Below are 21,165 nucleotides of genomic sequence, written 5' to 3'. Positions count from 1 at the left end.
TAACGTCTATCAACGCGTGCAATTAGTAATGGTTGCCAACCCATCGACATTTAAATTTCAATGCCGCCAAATTACAGGCCATCTTCATTATCATCAAATTGGTCTACTCTCATCTAATGTAGACTTTCTGAACCATCTTTGATAATTACTCTCCTGATCATCTTGTTTTCTTTAATTTAATTATTGTTGATTAGTATACAGAATTAATTTTTAAAGTCAACACAAAATAAAAAAGAACCTTACAAAGATTCTCCTAAATTTCGTAACTATAATGAATATCTTCTTTATCTACACCACTAGTTTCAATTAATGAATTAACTAAATCAGTTAATCCAACAATGTTAGATGTTTCGAAAACAATTCGATTTTCTTTTTTATCAACTTCTGTATTAAATGCACGATCATCAATTTTCCAGTTTTCTTTTAACCAATCTACCTGATTAAAAGCTTGAAAAGCGATATAGTTATCAATTAAAAGTTTTCCTTGTCTAACTAACCATGACATTAACTTAATATCTAAATCTTCAAAAGAATTCATTAAAACATCAGATAAATTATCAGGATTAATACTTAAGAAAACACCTAAATCAATATTGTCTTGTGTTAATTGTGCCTTTACTTGATTTTCTTCCGATCTAACAGCTTGCAAGATACCTTCTTTTAAAGAATCATCCATTTCAACACTAAATTGTGAATAAACTTCATTAAAAGTCTCTAAAAATGTTTGTTGAATTTCTTCTAAAGAATCAAAAAAATCATCAGCATCTTGGTTCAAATCCATTGCAAGAGCTTCAACCGTTGATGGTATGTCATCACGATTAAAATCTAAATTAATCATATATGCACCAATTGCAGCATTGGCAATATCTGAATTAACCACTGCATTTCTAATTGGTGCTGGAATTGGACGAATCATATCAAAATCGAATTGATTTGTTGACTCATTAATTGAATTGGCAATAATATTTTTAAAACTAGCACTATTGTCTGAAGTAATAATATGTCTCATTTATATATATATCCCTTCTTAACTTTTATATTTAAAAGTTAACTAATTTAATAATATCAGTAACATTTCAAAACCAAAATAGCTTTGGCATTAAAATAGTAATTTTTTAACTATTTAAGATACTTCTTCTCATATCGATTATACATTAACCAACCAACTATCCCAAAGAAAATTGGTCCAATAATCATCCAAATGGTATTACTTAAATTACCTTCTAATGCTGGTGAGATAACAGTAAAGAAAATTGCTAAAGTAACAGTCACTAATACTAAAATAGATGCATATTTAGCTGATCTGTATGATTTAAAAAATGAGATAGGGCGTTTAACCTGATTTTTTTGTCTAAATTTAAAGTATGCATACACAATAAAGATATATGGAACTGACATTGAAACATTAGTCATTGAAACTAATACGTCAAAGAAATTTTGTGCTGTTTTACCACCAAATGAAACCATTAAAACAAATCCTACAACTAATAAAGCTTGTACTTTCATTGCATTAACTGGTAAATCATTCTTTTCTTTTCTCATATATTTTGGCCAAATTTCTTTTGGTGCACCTTCAATTAATTGTTTTAATGGTGAGAAAATAATGGTTACAAATAAGCCAATCGTAGTAAATACCATTGCAATACCAAGATAACGACTAACCCATAATCCCATTTGAACAGATACACTTTCAGAAAGATGAAGAGCTAATCCTAATTGATAGCCAAAATTTTTCATAGCAATAAAGACAACATTTCCTAATGTTATTTGTGTTGAATTATTTTGATTAAAGACTTCATTCCAATTGGTAAACATCCCCATCATCAAAATACCAACAGCATAACAAAGTGTAATTAATATTGAAGCCACAACCATTCCTTTTTGGAAAGTTTTTTGAGGTTCATCAGTTTGATCAACTAAACCACCCATAACTTCAAATCCACCGAATGCAAAAATAGCATAAACTGCAAAACTAAGTACTGAAAAAATACTTCCATATGAAGGATTAGGAGAATGAAAGAAAGCACTCAAATTGATTGGCTGTAATGGATGTCCATTTAATAGTAGAACAATTGCACCACCAATAATAATAACTCCAGTAATCGAGAACATTGCAATTCCACCGATTGAAGTTATTGTTTTAAATCTTTGAACTCCACGAGTAGCGATAAATGTTACTAAAATAATTAAGACAGCAGCTAGTAAACCCATTGTTTGAACATCATTTAATCCAAATAATGACCAAGTTTGAGTTTTATCAACTCCAAAAATAGCAGTTGAAAAGGGAATCCAAATAATTGAACTAATATTAATCATGAATGTAATAAAACCAGCATACCAAATAAGAACTCCAATAAAGGCAAATTTTGGATTTACTGAATCACTCATCCAAGTATAAATTCCACCTTTCGATTTCTGATATGCCGAACCAAATTCAATAATCATAAATGCATATGGTAAAAAATAACATATTGCTGCACCAATATAGAAAATAATTGAAGCATAACCCATCAAATAATACGCTCTAATAATATTAGAAAAAGCATATGTAGATGTGAAAATCATCAATATCAATGAAACAAAAGTCAATTTCTGTTTATTCATCATTTAAACTCCCTTAAATTTATTTATATAAATATACCAATTATAACTACTAAAAGATAGCTATAATTGGTATTATTTCTTTTGCTTTTTCTTAGGATTAGCTTCTAAGTAATTTAAATATTCTATTAATTCAAGTCCACCACGATACTTTAATGATTTATTATCTTTTCTAACAACTCGATGACAAGGAACTATTATCAATATAGGATTCTTTGCAACAGCTGAAGCAACTGCTCTTGTAGCATTACTATGAACTTCATCGGCTAACTTAGAATAAGTTATTTTTTCTCCATAAGGTATTTCTTGAATTCTTTTCCAGACTTTTAGCTGTAAATCAGTTCCAATACCTAAATAATCAATCGCTAAATCAAAATATTTTCTTTTACCTTTAATATATTCTTTTATCTCTTTGTAATACTGGCTAGTATAAGTACTATCATAAATGAATTCAAATTCATGATTTGGATAAAATTCATTAATTTGCGAAAGCCCTTTACCAGGACTAGAGATAAAATTTATTCCTTTATCAGTTACGGTAAAGAAAGATTTGCTTCCATTAATATGAAAAGATTCCCAATATAACTTCTGCATTGTTTCACCTCACTTTTTTAACCAATAAAAAATTATTTATCTAGTTGCTTTAATTTATGATTATAAATTAACCCCATTACACAATAATAAGCTGTGCTAATAACTACCAATAACATAGTTAAAACTACCCAAATAGTAATTTTTTTATCAGAAGCTAAATATACTAAAAACATAATAATTACAAAGGATGTTACGCCCCAATTAGCAAACTTTCTAAGTGCTTGAATTTTTTGATTTAATTCTTTTCTATTGTAATTTTTTTTCATGTTATACCATCCTATCTTCATATAATAATATCATAATTTAACTTTGATTAAATAAAAAAAACCATGAGATTTAAGGATTCCCATGGTTTTAAAAATGAAATATTAAGTTGATTTTAATTTAAATTACTTACAGGTCTTGTGTATCCAACAGCATTCCACCAAGGTGAATTAACTTTTTCAGTAATTACTCCACGATTTTGTGAATCAATCATTTTTCCATTACCAACGTATAGACCTACATGATAAATACTTGATCTTGATCCACCAAAGTATACTAAATCCCCAGGTTTTGCATTAGAAGCTGAAACTTTACTACCATTGTTGTATTGTGCTTGAGCAGTCCTTGGTAAAGTCTTTGAAACAGATTTTTTATAAACATATTTAGTAAATCCTGAACAGTCAAAAGTGTTTGGTCCAACAGCACCCCAACCATAAGGTTTACCTAATTGTTGTTTTGCAACACTGTAAACATCATCAAAATCATTTGCACTCGCTTTTGCTGAATTTGAATTAATAACTCCGATAAAACCAACTGTAACCATTACTAATACTAAACTTTTTACGATATTTTTCAGTGACATAATAAACTCCTTAAATTTCATTTTTTATTTTTTAATTAACCTAATCAACAATACAAATAATAACTAATAAATATTATGAAAAAATGTCTTATTAATTGCAATTCAATTAAAAAAAATAGAATTTTGAAATATTATTGTAATAAATGTACTGAAAGCCTATTAAAATAGTCTTTAATAATTTTATAACTGTTTGATTTGGAAATAATAAAAATTAAAAGTATAATAAACTTTGCAATAATCTAGTTAGGAGAAAGTTTTGTTATGAATATGTATTCGTTTTACTATGTTAGTCATAACCTGAATTCCCTAGGATTTGTATATTGGGCTATTTTTGCTCTAATCGCAATTATTATTATGGGATCAGGTATTATATATTTTAAAAATAAGTCAGATTTAAGATTCAGAAACTTATTTATTTTATTTGTTTTATTCGGTTGTTTGATGCTTGGATTACAGGCCAATAAAATCATGCAACAAAGAACTAGCAGTAATCAATCAAACCAAACTGCTTTGATTATGAAATCAATCAGTAAAAAAACACATACTTCAGTTAATAAAGTATATGTTTCTCAAACTACACTTGGAAAAGGTATGTTAGTTAAAGCTGGTGATAAATATTATCAATTACAATTTGATGATGGACTTACCAACTATACACTTAATAAAACTAATCCAGTTAATACTGATTTTAAGATAGTCAATAAACAAAAATTTGATTGGAATGTTTTTGGTTTACAATACGGAGATATAATTCTTAAACTATTAGTTGGATTTATTATGATTGTCTTACAAATTAATCTTTCAGGAAAAGGAAACCTTGCACCATCTAACGCCATTGATCAACTTCAAAATTATACATTAGGTGGAATTATTGGTGGAGTTATTTATAATTCTGATATTAGTGTAATTCAATTCATTATTATTCTATTGATTTGGTCTATTATTATTTTTATGAGTAAGTTCGTCACGAGTCAGAGTGATATATTAAATCGAATGTTAAATGGAAGTCCACAAGTTATTATTAATAATGGTCGTATCAATGTTAAAACTGCGCTCAGACAAGGTATTAACGGAAGTGAACTTTCATTTAAACTTAGAACTATGGGTATCAAAGATTTTAGAGAAGTTAAAAATGCTGTTCTAGAGCAAAACGGACAAATTACAGCATCAACTTATGATCAAGAAGCAGTTAATTATCCAATTATTACTGATGGAAAAATCAATCAAGTTGTTATGAATCGACAAGGATTAAATGAAGAACAAATTGAAAAAATCGTTCAAGAAAAACATGTAAAACTAAAGAACATATATATTGGTCAGTTAAATGAAAATAATCATGATATTGAAATTGTAAAATACCCTACTAATAATTTAACTAACTATAAAGTTGAAAGAAATAATAACAACAAATTACGTATTAAAAGAAAATAAAAAAAAGATTCCAAAGTTGGAATCTTTTTTTATTAATCAAATCTTTTGAATTTCTCTGACTTATCAATAAAGTCTTTGTCTCCAGCATTTTCTTCAATTGAGCCAAAGTTCATTTGACTAATTAATTTCCAATTTTCAGGAACATCAAAAGCTTCTTTAATTTTTGTATCAATTAATGGATTGTAATGTTGAATATTAACACCTAATCCATTTTCTTCTAATCCAGACCAAACAGCAAATTGGGCATTTCCTTGGCCTTGTTCTGACCAATTATAAAATTGATCTTTATAAGTAGTAAATTTTTCTTCTAGATTTTTAACTGTATCCATTTCAGTAAAGAAAAGAATAGAAGCGTAAGCATTCTTAAAAGTATCTAGTTTAGCTTTAGTTCTTAAGAATCCATCAACTGGAACTCTTTCTTTTAAAACATCAGCAGTAATATCCCACAATTTATCATGAGATTCACCAAACAATACAATTGCTCTTACAGTTTGGCTATTAAATGCAGATGGTGTATTCTGAATCACTTCAGTAATATAGTCATATAACTCATCATCAGAAAATTTAACATCTTTTCCTAATGCATAAATTGATCTTCTATTTTTTGTAATATTCAATAATTCTTTTTTCATATCGAATTACCTCTTTTCAATAATTTTAACCACTGAAAAATATAACACTATTACTTACTAATTACAAGTGTATTATTTTACATATTTGCTTTTATTGAACTGGATTAACCGGTTTGCCAGTTTTTAATGTTTGTTCAAAGTTTTCATAACTAATTGTAATCATATCTATTACTGCTTCTTCAGTATAAAAACCAATATGAGGTGTCACAATTACATTTGGATGTTCTCTAACTAATTGTTGATTAATATGATTTGGAATATCATCAATAGAATCGAATTTTCGAGCCATTGTGTTTTCTTCATCAATTAAAACATCAGTTCCAAAACCACCGATTTTTTTATTTTCAATAGCTTTAGCTACTGCTTCATTATCAACAACTTGTCCTCTAGCAGTATTAATCAAAATTACACTATCTTTCATTTTATCAATTTCAGCTTCACTAATAAATTTGTCTGTAACATCTAGAACATAAGGAATATGGATTGATATAATATCTGATTCTTTTAAAAGATTATCTAAATCAACAAATTCAACAAATTCACTTTCTTTTGGATGACGATTATATGCAATTACCTTTGCACCTAAAGCATCATACAATTTTGCTTCAGCCATTCCAATTGTTCCTGCACCAATTATTCCAACCGTTGCATCTCTAATTTCTTTAGAAAAATAAGAAGATTTCACCATAAAATCACCATTAGCAGTATTATAACTAGCCTGAGATAATTTTCTAAATAAAGTCATTCCCATTGTCATTGCAAGTTCTCCAACAGCCCTTGGAGAATAATTAGGTACATTGGCTACCATCATTCCGTTATTTTTAGCAGTTTCTAAATCAATATTATTAATTCCAACAGAACGAGAATATAAGTACTTAATTCCATATTCAGCTAATTTTTCAACAACTGGTTTACTTGCATCACAGCCACCTTGAATTAAAACTCCATCACTACCTTTAGCATTCTCAACTGTTTCAATAGATAATCTTTCAGAAACTAAGTTTAATTCATAATTATATTTATTAAATTTTTCAAAGTATGGCTTTTGCGTATCTGATACATAAAATACTGTAATTTTCATTTTTTATTCCCCCTAGACTTAAACATATAAATAAATTGAAAAGAACATTAATACAGTTCCAATAATAACAAAAACATGCCAAATCACATGTCCAAATGGTATATTTTTAAAACTATAAATAATTGCACCTAAAGTAAATGCGATTCCTCCAAGAACTAATAATAAGAATCCAAGATGATTCATATTATTCCATAAAGGTACAATTCCAATTAAACACATCCAACCCATTACAACATAAACTACTGTAGAAAAAACTGTTCCAGCATTCATCCAAATTGCTTTATAAATAATTCCTGAAATTGCCATTATCCAAATTACAATTAATAAAAACCAACCTAAAAATCCGCCAATTGTAACCAAACAATAAGGTAAATAAGTCCCTGCAATTAAGATAAAAATAGCACAATGATCAAATATTTGAAAAACTTTACGTCCACCTGTGAAATAAAGACTATGAAAAAGAGTCGATGCTAAATAAAAAATTACTAAAATTGATCCATAAATTGCAAAAGTAGTAATTCTTATTGCACCACCACGATTCACACCTTGAATAACTAATAAAACAAGTGCCACAATACTCAAAACAACTCCAACTCCATGAGTTAAAGCACTTAATACTTCATTAAGTAATTTATAATTTCTACTTTGCAAAAAATTATTATATTTTTCTTTCATTTATTTCAAGATCCTCCTTATCCATTTAATATAATTTTATCATGATAATAAAAAAAAGATTGGAAAATAAATTTCCCAATCTTTTTTAATACCAATGAAATTTTAACCAATGTTTTTTTGCGTTAACCCATGATCCATAACGACTTTTTACATATCTATCTGCAGTTTTTTCTTGGTTTTTAGCTGAATAATTACCTTTAAGCATACTTGAACCTAATTGATATTTACCAATATAAATTCCGTTTCTTGCACGATAATTACCACCGGATTCTCTTTGTGCAATCCATTTTTTTGCTCTAATGTTAGCTTTTGACATTGTACTTTTCTTTTTAGTAACTTTTTTTTTCTTTGTAGTAACCTTTTTTGGTTTATTTGTTTTTTTCTTTTTGCTATCTTTAGCTGTATCAGATGCTTTTTCATTTTTATTAATCGTAATTTCTTGTCCAGCAACTACTGAATTAGAACTTAATCCATTATCATTTTCAAGATCATTAATAGTTACTCCATAACGATTAGCAATATCTTGTAATGTTTCATTTTCTTGCACCGTATAGTTAATTGAGTTCTTAGTCATTTCGCTAGCTTGTACGTTACCGATATTAAAAATTACACCAATTAAGATTGATAAGGTAGCAATCGATATAATAATCATCTGTTTAATTTTCAAATTAGTTTCCTCCTAGTTGTTTAACAATGAAGAGTATATCTAATTAAAATAACAAATAAATTATCAAAATATTACAATTAAATTAAATGTAACTATAAAAAAAGACAAATGTCTAATTTTAAAAAGATTTATACATCTTCCAATGATTAGCTGCATTTGTCCATGAACCATATTTAGAATATACGTAACGATTTGCTGTTCTTTCTTGATTTGCTGCTGAATAATTTCCTCTAAGCATGTATGAGCTTAATTGATATTTACCAATATAGATTCCATTTCTTGCATGATAACGGCTTCCAGATTCAACTCTTGCAATAAATCTTTTAGCAGACAATTCTGATGCATGAGTATTATCACTAGTTGATAATACTCCGATGAATACAGTTATTGTTGTAAGAGTTATAAATATTATTTTTTTCAGATTCATATGTGCCTCCGATTAATTGTTATATATTATATAAAAAGGGTAACTAATGTTCATTTCATAAATTTTATAGATATATTACAAAATAATTAATTTACATTACAATTAAATTACGTCAAATAAGTTTGCAAACTATATTATAATATGTATAATATAGTTATACTTTACATATTAGATATTAGGAGGATTAAAAATGACTAACATACTAGAAGTAAACAACTTAAATAAAAGTTATGGTAAAAGAAAAGCTTTATTTGACGTAAATTTCAATATTGAGCCAGGAAAAATTGTTGGATTAATCGGACCAAACGGTGCTGGTAAATCAACAATTATGAAAACAATTGTTGGATTAACGAATTATACAACTGGTTCAATTAAAATTGATGGAGAAAATTTAACACCTACTAGAAGAAAAGCATTAGATAACGTAGGAACAATGATTGAAACTCCAGGTATTTATGGATATTTAACTGGGTATCAACATTTAAAACTATTTGCAGAAAAAGGAACTACTGAAGCCGATATCCAAGATATTATGAAAAAATCACAAATGGACTCATTTGCTAATCGAAAAGCAAAAGGTTATTCATTAGGAATGAAGCAACGCTTAGGCATTGCATTATCTTTATTAAACCATCCAAAATTACTAATTCTTGATGAACCAATGAATGCTTTAGATCCTCAATCAACTCATGACCTAAGAGATTTACTAGTTAACCTAGCAAATGAAGGAATTGGAATCCTAATCTCAAGTCATTTACTTGATGAATTAGAAAGAATCGCAGATGATTATGTAATAATTAATAATGGACGTGTATTAAAACAAGCTCCTGCTACTGAATTTTTAAGTTCAAAAGGTAATTCTTTAACCATTAAAACTAATAATGATAAAAAAGCATTTGAAGTTTTACAAGCTGGTGGCGTAGAAACTGAATTAACAGATAAATTAACTGTTAAATATGACAATAGTGGATTAAACGAAGCAATGATTATATTAGTTAAGTATGAAATTAAGATTTTAGATATCGAAAAAGATCAAACTGATTTAGAAACTTCATTATTAAGCATTTTAACTAGTAATAATAAGGAGGAAAAATAATGTCAATTTTAATAAAACAAGAATTTTATAAATTATTTAGAAGAAGAGATATTCATATATATAATCTTTTTCTTGCAGCAATCACTATTTTTGCAGCTTTTTATCAAAAAAATAATGGAACAGATGGATTTTTCTTTATTTTTCACTTAGGCATTCAAGTACCTCTAGCAATCATTTTATTTACAATAATCATGGCAAGTACAATTATCGCTGGAGAATTCTCTAATGATACAATTAAAACCTTACTTGCTAGAAGATATAGTCGTTTACAAATTTTTATGAGTAAAATTATTATTATTTTCTTCTATTATATACAAGCAATCATTGTAACATTAATTGCTGCAATTGCAGGTTCTATGTTTTTCTTAAAATTCAATAAGTTTCCACATGAAGCTTGGAATTGGTTAGGTACAACTATTGAGGAAAACTCAATCTTTTTATTACTATTAATTTCTTTAGTTATTCTAGTAAGTTATATTGCTAAAAGTTCTGGAGCTGCAATTGGACTTGGAGTTGCTGCATTATTTGGTAGTCAAATCATTCAAGCAATTGCTATTAACTTCATTCCAAGATATGAATGGTTAAAATGGACTCCATTAAATTTCTTTCTTACTAATTATCAAATCACATCAGGGGCACTTAATAAAATAACTCAATTTAATACAAACCAAATGATTTTAGGAACTGTAATTTATAGTCTTTTATTTTATATTATTGCTTATTATGTCTTCAAAAAGAAAAATATTTAAAAGGAAAGCCTTTGAGCTTTCTTTTTTATTTATGGTAAAATTCCTTTATCAATTCATGAGGATAATATTAATATGGTAGAATATTTCAATAAAATGACGCCAAATGGATTATTACAAATTCAAAATGAAATCGAACGATTAAAAAAGGACCGACCTAAAAAAATAAAAAGATTAAGTGAAGCTGCTGCATTAGGTGATCGATCAGAAAACGCAGAATATACAACATCAAAAAAAGAATTGAGACACTTAGAATCTAGATTAGATTATTTTAGAAAACAAGAACAATATGCTGAAGTTGTTAGGCCTAGCACCGATAATTTAATTTCAATTGGAAAAAGTACAACGGTTGAATTTTTAGAAGATAATAGTACAGAAACATTTCAAATTGTGGGAAAACAAGAAGCTGAAATGTCTGAATTAGAAGATAATAAAATATTTTATAACTCACCAATTGGATTAGCATTAATTGAACATGGAATCAATGAAATAGTTACTGTTAACGCCCCTTCTTTTAGTTACCAATTAAAAATTAAAGAAATAAAAAAATAGCAGCCGTTACGACTGCTATTTTTTATTTAACTTGATTATTTGAAATCATTTGTCCATCTAAAATTTCTGAATTATCTTTTAAATTCAAAAAATTGTTTTTAAAATCAATTTTTAATCCTTCACCAAAAAATTTCTTATCGTTATCACTTGTATAAAAATTAATTCCTTGATTATTTTCTAACTTTACATTGTATTCGGGTTTTACTTCATTTACACCTACAACTTGAAATGAATCGCCAACAGAACAAGCTCCACCTTTACCGATTGAATAATCATTTGAACCATCATCAGCAGCTAAAAGATAGTTAGTTGCACCATCAAGACGACTTTTCATATAATCTAATGCTTCATCTGTAATTGTTAAATTCATAATACCCCTCCTTAATTAATCTAAATATATTCTACTACTTTAAAAAATTGATACAAATAAGTTGCACACAATGTTATTTTGAAAATGCAATTTCTTTTATTAACTAACAATTTATCGTAATATTAAATCATTAGTTAACTAAAACTAAATTTTGAATCAAGAGGTGTTCCAATGTCCATATATGAAGATTTAAAAGGTAAAGTAGCAGTTATCACTGGTGGTAACTCAGGCCTTGGTGCAGCAATTGCACAAAGATTAGGTCAAGAAGAAGTTAAAGTCGTAATTAATTACAATAGAAATACAGACAGTGCAAATGACACAAAAAAAATCATTGAAGATAACGGCGGTGAAGCAGTTATTGTTCAAGGTGATGTAAGTAAAGAAGAAACAGCTGATAAACTAGTAAAAGCTGCGGTCGATACTTATGGTGACTTAGACTTTTGGTTTAATAATGCTGGTATGGAAAAACAAATGCCAACACATGAAATATCATTAGAAGATTGGAAAAAAGTTTTAGATATTAATTTAAATGGTACTTTTTTAGGAACTAAAGCTGCCATTAATTATTTCTTAAAAAACAATAAAAAAGGAAATATAATTAATACATCTTCTGTTCATCAACAAATTCCTTGGCCAACATTTTCTAGTTATGCTGCAAGTAAAGGTGGTATGAAATTATTCACTGAATCAGCAGCAATGGAATACGCTAGTCGAAATATTAGAATTAACTCAATTGCACCTGGAGCAATTAATACTCCAATTAATGCTAAGAAATTCAGTGATCCTGTTCAATATGACGAAACAGTTGAACGTGTTCCTATGAACCGTATTGGAAAACCTGAAGAAGTATCAGCTGCAGCAGCTTGGTTAGCTTCTGATGAATCAAGTTATGTTACTGGCATCACTTTATTTGTTGATGGTGGAATGACACTTTATCCAGCATTTAAAGATGGAAAAGGATAATAAAAAAGAAGCTTATAAGCTTCTTTTTTTATTTAAAATATTTATTAGCAAACTGACCGACTTTATCTTTATATTGAACTGGTTGTTTAATATAAGACTGTGCATGCTCAGCTCCATCAACAATCCATAACTGCTTCTTACTATTATCATCATTATTGTAATTGGTATAAGCATTCTTAACTGGCACAAAATCATCATCTTTACCATGAATTATAAATAGTGGGACATGATTATTTTTTAAAGTGTCTTTCGTATTGGCATCAGTAAATTTATATCCAGCTAAATATTTTGTAAATTGATCAGTAATTTGTAATAGTGGAAAACTAGGTAATTTAAATTTTTGCTCTAACTGTGTTTTTAATTCACCAGAAATAGTTGCATATCCGCAATCTGCTACTGCAAATTTAACATTACTTGGTACTTTATTTAGAGTATATAAAACTGTTGAAGCTCCCATACTAATTCCATACATCCCAATTTCTGAATTAGGTTGTTTCTTATTTAAAATATTAATCCACTTCAATACATCTTTTCGATCTTGCCAACCAAATCCTGAATATTGTCCCCCACTATCTCCATAGGAACGATTATCAGGTGCTAAAACATTATATCCCTGATCATGGAACATTTTTAAGTAAACACTCATTTTACGTGCTGATCCACCATACCCATGAACTACAACCATTGTTTTATTAGTCTTTTGAGCTGCTGGAATAAAATGTGCTTTTAAATGTTTACCATCATAAGATGTTTGATTCCAAGTTGTTGTTTTCTGATCATCATACCATTGAGTAGTTTTCCCAGCAGGTGTATATATCTGTGAACTAAATCCATTTTTTCCAAAAGCAAAATTAAATAGTGCATAACTTACTATCATCAGTACAATTAACAGAATAAAAATAATCATTAATACCAATTTATGCCAAAGTTTAAATCTTTTTTTCTGCTTTTTCAAAGTCCTCATGCCTTCTTTCATTCATTTACAATATAACATTCTTCATAAAAAAAACGCTAAAAATATAGCGCTTTAAGTGAACAATAAGAATAAACCGACTACAGCTAATAAGACAATAATAACTGCAAATATCTTTTCATTCTTAGTAAAGATAGGTTGATCTGGTTGATATTGTTTTCTTGCATACATAAATACCGGAATTCCAACTGCATATATTGCAAAAGCAATTGTTAAATATTTAATTCCAGCTGCATAACCAATAAATAAAGCTCCAATAACAGCTAAAGTAGAAATTACACGTGCTTTCTTACGTGTAATAGTTGTTGGATTATTATTTGGATTAAAAGTTTCATCCTTACGACTAATCTTAGCTAAATATAGCATCGATATTAAATAAGGTGGTACCGTCATCGTTGCAACAATCGTAACTGCATTATTAAAAGCGCGTTCTGCAAAGCTAGTTGAAAATAAAATAATTTCAATTACTAAAGCAGAGAAGAACAATGATACATAAGCTACATTCCCCTTGTTTACTTTAGCAAAAATCTTTGGAAAAGTTCCATCTTGTGCAGCAGCTCTTGGCATCTCAGATAACACTAATACCCATGTTAACCAACTAGATGATACTGCAATAATAATTCCAGCTGTAATAATTAATCGACCAATTGGTCCTAATACGATTTCCATTAAGGCAGCAGTTGAAGGACTTGAAAGTCCGGCTAATTGGCCATAACTTCTAACTCCAAGTGGTAATAATGAAGCTAATGCATAAATACATAAACAAATTAAGAAACCATACTTAGTAGCTCTTTGTACATCTTTTGTACGTTTAGCTTTACCAGATAGCATTACTGCACCTTCAATTCCGGCAAATACCCATAAAGTAATCATAGTTGTATTTTTCATTTGTGATGCAAGATTACCTAATGCTTTATCTTGAATTGCAGGCATATTTTGATTTGCAAAAATATTAGTAGTAAATGTATCCCAATTAAAAGCAACCACCATCGTTAATATAAATGTAGTAGTAATTGCTAACATACAAATAGTTCCAAATACATCAACATGACTAGTAACTCTAATTCCACGCATAAGTAAGAAAATCATTACCCATAAAATAACAGATCCACCAATAATAGAATTTAAATTATTTCCACCACTAAATGTTCCTGGCCAAAATGCATCTAAAGTTGACATTAATAATACTGAATAAGCACTAACTGCAAATGATTCACAAATCCAATATCCCCAACTTACAAAAAATGCTGTAAATTTACCAAATCCTGCTTCAGCATAATGATATAGTCCAGTTGTATATTCGGGCCTAACTTCTGACAAAGTCATAAATGATCGAACAATAAACCAAATAATAAATCCAGTTAAAATCCAACCTAATATTTGACCAACAACTCCTGCTACTGAAGCCATATTTTGTGGAAGATCATAAAATCCTCCACCAACCATAGCAGAAAGAACAAAAGCAGTTAAACCAACTACCCCAATTTTCTCTTTATCTTGCTTCATTTAATCATTCCTTTTCTCATTCGATTATAAAGTATATTATTTTATTCTACCTTTAATTTATAAGTTTGAAAATAGAAAAATAAAAAAGCACTTAAATGTGCTTTTATTAATATTTTAAAACATTTTTAGCATTGAATTTTTTTGCTGCCTTTTCTTGGCTTTTTATGCTTCGTTCTTGATAATTAACTTCAACAACATTACCATCAGCTCTTAATTCATCAGCCGTTTGTAAAGCCTTTTGCAAAATTTCAGTTCTTTCATTTGGTTCTTTATCTTTAACATCTGTAATAATGAAGTAATCAATTTGGTCATCTTCAATTTGACTATCTAATAAAGCAACTGCTCTTTCTTCACCAAAAGCAAACCCAAATCCACCAGTATTTTCTGGTCCACCAAACTGTTCAACCATATTATTATAACGTCCACCAGCACAAATAGTTGTTTCACCTTCACCAAATGCTTCATTTTCAGTCATAATTTCAAATACTGTATCAGTATAGTAATCAAGTCCACGAACTAATTTTTGATCAATCACATATTCAATATTTAAGGCATCAAGTGAACTTAATACATCATTAAAGTAATTTTTTGATCTTTCATTTAAACTATCTTGAATTTTAGGTGCATTTGCTACAAGTTTTTGATCATTTTTATCTTTACTATCTAAAATACGTAACGGATTTTGATCTAAACGACGTTTTGAGTCTTCACTCAATTCATCTTCATATTTTCTAAAGTAATTTACTAACGCTTCAGTATAATTTTCTCTACTCTCTTCATCACCTAAAGTATTAATTTCTACTTTCATATTTTTAACATCAAGTTCTTTAAAAATATTCAAAGCAAGTGAAATAACTTCTGCATCAATTTGTGGGCTAATTGCACCAATTGCTTCACATCCGATTTGATGAAACTCACGATTATGAGTAGCACCTGGTCGTTCGTAACGATACATAGATCCCATATAAAATAATTTAACTGGTTTTTGATGTTCTGGTCCAAATAACTTATTTTCCACAAAAGACCTAACAATTCCAGCAGTTCCTTCAGGTCGCAAGGTAATATTTCTTCCACCTTTATCATCAAAACTATACATTTGTTTTGACACAATATCTGAACTATCTCCTGATGATCTTGTAAATACTTCAGTTTTTTCTACCATTGGAGTTCTAATCTCTTTAAAATTATATTTTGAAAAAACATTTCTTGATGTATCTTCGATTCTTTGCCAAATTGATGAATGAGTTGGCAAAACATCTTCCATACCTCTTACTTTTTTAAACTTTCCATCCATATTTGATAACCTCACTTAATTAAACTAATAGTTAAATTTTAACATTAAATCAAAGTTTTTGCTTTATTTTTAGTAAATCGCGAACATATACTAATCATTTCCAGTCAACCGTACACTTATTATTACAGCTATAAAATAGTTCGGTTTTTAGGTTGATTTAAATTGTTTTATCTGATAATCTAGTAACAATTTAATAAATTTAATGGAGGAGATATTTAATGAATAATTGGGAAAACAAGTTTGGCAAAAAAGGATTAACTTTTGATGATGTCCTATTGATTCCAGCAGCAAGTGACGTGCTACCTGGTCAAGTAAGCTTAAAAACAAAATTAGGCAATAACCTCCAATTGAACATTCCTATTATAAGTGCAGGAATGGATACAGTCACAGAATCAGACTTAGCTATTAAAATGGCAGAAAATGGTGGTCTTGGAGTTGTTCATAAAAACATGACAATTGAAGAACAAGCTGCCGAAGTAAAAAAAGTTAAAGATGCAAAAGTAACTGGTGAAGAACCTGCAATCGATGAAAACGGTAATTACTTAGTTGCTGCAGCTGTTGGGGTTTCCCATGATACTTTTGAACGTGCTACTGCTCTATTTGATGCAGGTGCAGATGCAATTGTTATTGATACTGCTCATGGTCATTCAAAAGGAGTAATTGATAAAATTGGTGAAATTAGAAAACAATTTTCTGACAAGACTTTAATTGCTGGAAACGTTGCAACTGCTCAAGCAACTAGAGATCTTTTCGATACCGGTGTTGATATCGTTAAAGTTGGAATTGGTCCTGGTTCAATCTGTACTACTCGTGTAGTTGCGGGTGTTGGTGTACCGCAAATAACTGCCGCATTTGATGCTGCAGAAGTAGCTAAAGAATATGGTAAACAAATTATCGTAGATGGTGGAATGCAATATTCTGGTGATGTTATTAAAGCAATGGCTGCCGGTGGAAATGCTGTAATGCTTGGTAGTATGCTTGCTGGTACCACTGAAGCTCCAGGTGAAATTTTCACTGCTGTTGATGGTAATCAATACAAAACTTATCGTGGAATGGGTTCAATTTCTGCAATGGAACAAGGTTCTTCAGATCGTTACTTCCAAGGCGATGTAAAAGAAGAAAAGAAATTAGTTCCTGAAGGAATTGAAGGACAAACAGCTTATAAAGGTGATGTAACTGATGTAATTTTCCAAATTCTTGGAGGAATTAGATCAGGTATGGGTTATACTGGTTCTAGAACAATCGATGATTTGATTAATCATGCCCAATTTGTTCAAATTACTGGTGCCGGATTACGTGAATCACATCCTCATGATGTTGTTATTACAAAAGAAGCACCAAACTACAAATAATCACAGGAGATAATAATGGCAAAAGATCCCAATAAAAATTACGATTCTGTTTTAGTATTAGACTTTGGTAGCCAATATAACCAACTAATTACTAGAAGAATTCGTGAAATGAATGTTTATTCAGAATTAAAACCACATACAATGACTGCAAAAGAAATTAAAGAATTAAATCCAAAAGCAATTATCTTCTCTGGTGGCCCTAACAGTGTTCATGGTGAAAATGCTTTGGATGTTGATCCTGAAATTTTTGAAATGGGTCTTCCAATTCTTGGAATTTGTTATGGTATGCAATTAATGGCTCACGATTTAAAAGGTGGAGAAACTGAAACTGCAGAAAATAGTGAATATGGTCAAGCTAATATCAGTATCACAAACAAAGATTCAAAAACTTTTAAAGGACTTGATGAAAATCAGACTGTCTTAATGTCACATGGTGATTTTGTTACTAAAGTTCCAGAAGGATTTGAAATTACTGCTACTAGCCCTGGTTGTCCTATCTCTGCAATGGCTGATGAAAATCGTAACTTCTACGCTTTCCAATTTCATCCAGAAGTTCGTTTAACTGAACAAGGAACTGACATGCTTCGTAAATTTGTTTTCGATGTAGCTGGCGCAAAAGCTAATTGGTCAATGGACGATTTCATTGAAGACCAAATTGAAAACATCAGAGAAGCAGTTGGTGATCGTCATGTTCTTCTTGGCCTTTCTGGTGGTGTTGACTCAAGTGTTGTTGCGGTTTTATTACACAAAGCAATTGGCGACCAACTTATTTCAGTATTTGTTGATCACGGTCTACTTAGAAAGAATGAAGCTGAAGAAGTTCTTGATGCTCTAGGAACTAAATTTGGTTTAAACATTGATTTTGTTAATGCTTCTGATCGTTATCTCACTAAGTTAGCTGGTGTAACTGATCCAGAACAAAAACGTAAAATTATCGGAAAAGAATTTATTGATGTTTTTTCAGATGAAGCTCGTAAATTTGATGATGTCGATTTCTTAGCTCAAGGTACTTTATATACTGATGTGATTGAATCAGGTACTGATACTGCTCAAACTATTAAATCTCACCATAATGTTGGTGGATTACCTGATGACCTTCAATTTAAATTAATTGAACCATTAAACAAACTATTTAAAGATGAAGTTCGTGCTCTAGGTGAAAAACTTGGCATGCCAAATAATCTTGTTTGGCGTCAACCATTCCCTGGTCCAGGTTTAGCTATTCGTATCATTGGAGAAATCACTCCGGATCGTTTAGAAATGGTTCGTGAATCTGATGCAATTCTACGTGAAGAATTCAAAAATGCTGGATTAGATAAAACAGTTTGGCAATATTTCACTGCCCTTCCAGGTATTTTCTCAGTTGGAGTAATGGGTGATGAAAGAAGTTATGATGAATCAATTGTAATTCGTGCCGTTACATCAATTGATGGAATGACTGCTGAATTTGCTGAAGTTCCATGGGAAGTTCTTGGAAAAATATCAGCTAAAATCGTAAATGAAGTAAGTGGAGTTAACCGTGTACTATACGATATTACCGGTAAACCACCTGCAACAATTGAATATGAATAAACACAAAAAGCAGGTTAATCAACCTGCTTTTTTTATGCTCAAATTATTGATATATCAACGATGCAACTACTAGTTGTCACCTATTCTATCAATTAGAAACACTTTTATTATAAAAAATATTTACATAGACCACTAAAAAAGCATAATTAATATTTGAAAGGAGCATACAATTATGAAAAATAAATTTTCTGAACAATTAACTTTTTTAAGACAACAAAAAAAGATGTCACAAGGAATGCTTTCTAGTAAATTAAATATTTCTCGTCAATCAATTTCTAAATGGGAACGGGGTGATTCTGAACCTAGCTTAGATACCATTTTAAATTTAACAACTATTTTTAATGTTGACTTAGATTTTTTATTATTAGGAAAAGAAAATCAAAAGAAATTACTTATTCAAGGAAAAATATAATTAAAAAATTTGATATGCCTATTTTAAATAATATTAATTTCAAAATTAAAGAAGGCGATCGCATAGCTTTACTAGGAAGTAATGGAGCTGGTAAATCAACATTAATCAAAATTATCATTGGCTTAATTCAACAAACTGATGGTGAAATAATTAGAAAAATTAATTCTAATACAGATATTAATTATCTTAGTCAAGAGAATATTTTAATTGAAGATTTGACTGTTTTGGAACAGGTTAAAATTGAAGCTGAAATAATGAAAATCAAATCTAATCAATTATTAAATGAAATGCTGATGAAATTTAGTCTAGACTATAAAAGAAATACTATTATTAATAATTTATCAGGTGGTGAAAAAAGAAGATTATCCCTTTTATTATGTACTTTAAGAGAAGCTAAATTATTAATTTTAGATGAACCAACCGTTGGAATGGATTTAAAATTAATTGATTATTTATGGAATTATTTATACAAATTAGGCAGTACTGTCTTAACTATCACTCATGATTTCAATCAAATTGATAAGTATTTTTCTCGCATTTGGCTATTAAAAAATGGTCAATTAATCAAAGATGTTAGTGTGGAAGAAATTCATCAGCACAATCAGGCGATTGAACAATGGTACCGCAAATTTAATGATGGAGATGAACAAATAAATGATTAAAAAAATACAATTAAAACAGGTCATAAGAAATAAAAGATTTATTTTTTTCACACTTTTAATTCCTGCATTTTGGTACATATTAATGTTTAATTTAAACTCAATTTGGCAAAAAAATGATACTTTATATCTGCTCACCTTATCAACTTGTATCGGAATTATTGGAAATTCATTAATTACTTTTGGAAAAAGAGTTTCTAATAAAAAAAACTATTATGAAATTCACTTTAAAATTTCTAATTATTCCGTTTTTAATTACTTAAAAGATTCAATGACAATTCAAATTATACTAAATACATTAATTATTGTTCTACTAATTTTGTTAGCAACTATCATGCAGCCATTATCAATTAATTTAAAATTTTTTACTATTTTTATTTTATTAGAAATTATCGGACTTTATTTAAGTTTAATTGGTTTTACGATTGGATTATTAATGAAATCAAGCGTTTTAGATGCTCTCAATTTCCCAATGATGATATTTGCGATGTTTTTAGTTATTCCATTTCATCTATTCACAAAAAATATAATTATTTTTGAAATTATTAATAAAATGCAACAAATCTTTCCCACTTACTATTTGATAAATCTTTCCGCTAATCATAATTACTTACAAAACTTATCTTATTTTTTTATTTCATTAATTTTAACCACTATTCCTATTTTGTGGATTTTAGCCAAAAAATTAAAAAAGCAATCAAATTAATAGATTGCT

Annotated in this window: 24 protein-coding genes and 1 other annotated feature (1 of these 25 running past the window's edge); of the genes, 10 read left to right on the top strand and 14 right to left on the bottom strand. The window is 29.0% G+C overall.

Features of this window, described 5'->3' with window-relative positions; translation table 11 throughout:
• Positions 1-170, bottom strand: a binding site (T-box leader) (it extends 66 nt beyond the left edge of the window).
• Positions 171-253: 83 nt separating this feature from the next.
• The 5 genes from GSH19_RS00320 to GSH19_RS00300 form a co-directional block, all read right to left on the bottom strand.
• On the bottom strand, positions 254-1,009 hold the full coding sequence (locus GSH19_RS00320) for a hypothetical protein (RefSeq protein WP_237025922.1): 756 nt from the start codon (positions 1,007-1,009) through the stop codon (positions 254-256).
• Between the two features lie 110 nt (positions 1,010-1,119).
• A complete protein-coding gene (yjeM, locus tag GSH19_RS00315; protein ID WP_237025921.1) occupies positions 1,120-2,604 on the bottom strand; it encodes a glutamate/gamma-aminobutyrate family transporter YjeM in 1,485 nt (494 codons plus the stop codon).
• A gap of 72 nt (positions 2,605-2,676) precedes the next feature.
• On the bottom strand, positions 2,677-3,195 hold the full coding sequence (locus GSH19_RS00310) for a methylated-DNA--[protein]-cysteine S-methyltransferase (protein WP_237025920.1): 519 nt from the start codon (positions 3,193-3,195) through the stop codon (positions 2,677-2,679).
• A gap of 32 nt (positions 3,196-3,227) precedes the next feature.
• Positions 3,228-3,461: a DUF2614 family zinc ribbon-containing protein gene (locus GSH19_RS00305; RefSeq protein ID WP_237025919.1), complete on the bottom strand. Its 234-nt coding sequence runs from the start codon at positions 3,459-3,461 to the stop codon at positions 3,228-3,230.
• Positions 3,462-3,574: 113 nt separating this feature from the next.
• Positions 3,575-4,042, bottom strand: a complete 468-nt coding sequence (locus tag GSH19_RS00300; protein ID WP_237025918.1) for a C40 family peptidase — start codon at positions 4,040-4,042, stop codon at positions 3,575-3,577.
• 261 nt (positions 4,043-4,303) lie between these two features.
• Between GSH19_RS00300 and GSH19_RS00295 the strand changes: the two genes are divergently transcribed.
• Complete coding sequence (locus GSH19_RS00295; protein WP_237025917.1) at positions 4,304-5,473, top strand: DUF3290 family protein; 1,170 nt, start codon at positions 4,304-4,306, stop codon at positions 5,471-5,473.
• A 32-nt stretch (positions 5,474-5,505) separates the two neighbouring features.
• On the opposite strand, the gene GSH19_RS00290 is transcribed toward GSH19_RS00295, so the two are convergent.
• The 5 genes from GSH19_RS00290 to GSH19_RS00270 all read right to left on the bottom strand — a co-directional run bounded on the left by GSH19_RS00290 (position 5,506) and on the right by GSH19_RS00270 (position 8,955).
• Positions 5,506-6,105, bottom strand: coding sequence for a nitroreductase family protein (locus GSH19_RS00290; protein ID WP_237025916.1), 600 nt, complete (start codon positions 6,103-6,105; stop codon positions 5,506-5,508).
• Between the two features lie 91 nt (positions 6,106-6,196).
• The gene (locus GSH19_RS00285; protein ID WP_237025915.1) at positions 6,197-7,186 is read right to left on the bottom strand and encodes an NAD(P)-dependent oxidoreductase; all 990 of its coding nucleotides are present in this window, start codon (positions 7,184-7,186) and stop codon (positions 6,197-6,199) included.
• A gap of 18 nt (positions 7,187-7,204) precedes the next feature.
• Positions 7,205-7,861, bottom strand: coding sequence for a hemolysin III family protein (locus GSH19_RS00280; RefSeq protein ID WP_237025914.1), 657 nt, complete (start codon positions 7,859-7,861; stop codon positions 7,205-7,207).
• 85 nt (positions 7,862-7,946) lie between these two features.
• Positions 7,947-8,528 (bottom strand): LysM peptidoglycan-binding domain-containing protein, encoded by a 582-nt coding sequence (locus tag GSH19_RS00275; RefSeq protein WP_237025913.1) that lies wholly within the window; start codon positions 8,526-8,528, stop codon positions 7,947-7,949.
• A 118-nt stretch (positions 8,529-8,646) separates the two neighbouring features.
• Positions 8,647-8,955, bottom strand: coding sequence for an aggregation promoting factor surface protein (locus GSH19_RS00270; RefSeq protein WP_237025912.1), 309 nt, complete (start codon positions 8,953-8,955; stop codon positions 8,647-8,649).
• A 190-nt stretch (positions 8,956-9,145) separates the two neighbouring features.
• Here GSH19_RS00270 and GSH19_RS00265 point away from each other — a divergent pair, with 190 nt between their 5' ends.
• The 3 genes from GSH19_RS00265 (at position 9,146) to greA (ending at position 11,349) form a co-directional block, all read left to right on the top strand.
• Entirely contained in the window at positions 9,146-10,051 is a 906-nt protein-coding gene (locus tag GSH19_RS00265; protein ID WP_237025911.1) for an ABC transporter ATP-binding protein, read from the top strand.
• Positions 10,051-10,800: an ABC transporter permease gene (locus tag GSH19_RS00260; RefSeq protein WP_237025910.1), complete on the top strand. Its 750-nt coding sequence runs from the start codon at positions 10,051-10,053 to the stop codon at positions 10,798-10,800. The genes GSH19_RS00265 and GSH19_RS00260 overlap by 1 nt, the downstream gene beginning before the upstream one ends.
• Before the next feature lie 72 nt (positions 10,801-10,872).
• The gene (gene greA, locus GSH19_RS00255; protein WP_237025909.1) at positions 10,873-11,349 is read left to right on the top strand and encodes a transcription elongation factor GreA; all 477 of its coding nucleotides are present in this window, start codon (positions 10,873-10,875) and stop codon (positions 11,347-11,349) included.
• 22 nt (positions 11,350-11,371) lie between these two features.
• Here the strand turns inward: greA and GSH19_RS00250 are convergent, their stop codons facing one another.
• A complete protein-coding gene (locus GSH19_RS00250) occupies positions 11,372-11,719 on the bottom strand; it encodes an iron-sulfur cluster biosynthesis family protein (protein ID WP_237025908.1) in 348 nt (115 codons plus the stop codon).
• 177 nt (positions 11,720-11,896) lie between these two features.
• Between GSH19_RS00250 and GSH19_RS00245 the strand changes: the two genes are divergently transcribed.
• Positions 11,897-12,682: a glucose-1-dehydrogenase gene (locus GSH19_RS00245; protein ID WP_237026123.1), complete on the top strand. Its 786-nt coding sequence runs from the start codon at positions 11,897-11,899 to the stop codon at positions 12,680-12,682.
• A gap of 28 nt (positions 12,683-12,710) precedes the next feature.
• On the opposite strand, the gene GSH19_RS00240 is transcribed toward GSH19_RS00245, so the two are convergent.
• From GSH19_RS00240 to hisS, 3 genes are all read right to left on the bottom strand, one after another.
• The gene (locus GSH19_RS00240) at positions 12,711-13,637 is read right to left on the bottom strand and encodes an alpha/beta hydrolase (RefSeq protein WP_237025907.1); all 927 of its coding nucleotides are present in this window, start codon (positions 13,635-13,637) and stop codon (positions 12,711-12,713) included.
• A 72-nt stretch (positions 13,638-13,709) separates the two neighbouring features.
• Positions 13,710-15,161 (bottom strand): amino acid permease, encoded by a 1,452-nt coding sequence (locus GSH19_RS00235; RefSeq protein ID WP_237025906.1) that lies wholly within the window; start codon positions 15,159-15,161, stop codon positions 13,710-13,712.
• A gap of 106 nt (positions 15,162-15,267) precedes the next feature.
• Entirely contained in the window at positions 15,268-16,455 is a 1,188-nt protein-coding gene (gene hisS, locus GSH19_RS00230; RefSeq protein WP_237025905.1) for a histidine--tRNA ligase, read from the bottom strand.
• A 218-nt stretch (positions 16,456-16,673) separates the two neighbouring features.
• Between hisS and GSH19_RS00225 the strand changes: the two genes are divergently transcribed.
• The 5 genes from GSH19_RS00225 to GSH19_RS00210 all read left to right on the top strand — a co-directional run bounded on the left by GSH19_RS00225 (position 16,674) and on the right by GSH19_RS00210 (position 21,156).
• Complete coding sequence (locus GSH19_RS00225; protein ID WP_237025904.1) at positions 16,674-17,807, top strand: IMP dehydrogenase; 1,134 nt, start codon at positions 16,674-16,676, stop codon at positions 17,805-17,807.
• A gap of 15 nt (positions 17,808-17,822) precedes the next feature.
• Positions 17,823-19,379 (top strand): glutamine-hydrolyzing GMP synthase, encoded by a 1,557-nt coding sequence (gene guaA / locus GSH19_RS00220; protein WP_237025903.1) that lies wholly within the window; start codon positions 17,823-17,825, stop codon positions 19,377-19,379.
• A gap of 172 nt (positions 19,380-19,551) precedes the next feature.
• Positions 19,552-19,791: a helix-turn-helix domain-containing protein gene (locus tag GSH19_RS07230; RefSeq protein WP_370636108.1), complete on the top strand. Its 240-nt coding sequence runs from the start codon at positions 19,552-19,554 to the stop codon at positions 19,789-19,791.
• A 14-nt stretch (positions 19,792-19,805) separates the two neighbouring features.
• Positions 19,806-20,453, top strand: coding sequence for an ATP-binding cassette domain-containing protein (locus GSH19_RS00215; protein WP_370636106.1), 648 nt, complete (start codon positions 19,806-19,808; stop codon positions 20,451-20,453).
• Complete coding sequence (locus GSH19_RS00210; RefSeq protein WP_237025902.1) at positions 20,446-21,156, top strand: hypothetical protein; 711 nt, start codon at positions 20,446-20,448, stop codon at positions 21,154-21,156. Before GSH19_RS00215 ends, GSH19_RS00210 begins: the two co-directional genes overlap by 8 nt.
• Positions 21,157-21,165: the final 9 nt, after the last annotated feature.

The organism is Lactobacillus sp. S2-2 (assembly GCF_021698855.1).
In the GTDB taxonomy this organism is placed as follows: domain Bacteria; phylum Bacillota; class Bacilli; order Lactobacillales; family Lactobacillaceae; genus Fructilactobacillus.
This window is presented reverse-complemented; position numbering and strand designations above follow the sequence as displayed.